This is a genomic window from Flavobacterium aerium, assembly GCF_030766725.1.
Lineage (GTDB): Bacteria > Bacteroidota > Bacteroidia > Flavobacteriales > Flavobacteriaceae > Flavobacterium > Flavobacterium aerium.
Map to the genome: position 1 here is coordinate 1 of NZ_JARQWR010000051.1, position 276 is coordinate 276.

General features: G+C 43.1%; 1 protein-coding gene. It reads right to left on the bottom strand.

The window, feature by feature from the left end:
- Window positions 1–276 (bottom strand): hypothetical protein (locus P6733_RS17945; protein WP_306354318.1); only part of this gene is annotated, 276 nt, incomplete at both ends.

The following is a 276-nucleotide window of genomic DNA, read 5'->3' on the forward strand; positions in this document are numbered from 1 at the left end:
ACGTTGCTCCATCTACCAAAGCAGTTGTTGTAGCCAGAGCCGTAGTTGAAGTAGCACTCGCGTACCACTGAACTTGTGTTCCTGTTACTTGTAAACTTGCAATAGTAGTGTTATCAATTTCACAGAATGTCTGTGTTGTTTGTGTTGTTGTTGGTGCTTCTGTTTTAGTAATAACTACCGTTACCGCTAAACGTGTTGCACTCTCACAAGAATCTGCCGTTTGAGAGGCGTAATACGTTGCTCCATCTACTAAAGCAGTAGTTGTAGCTAGAGCCG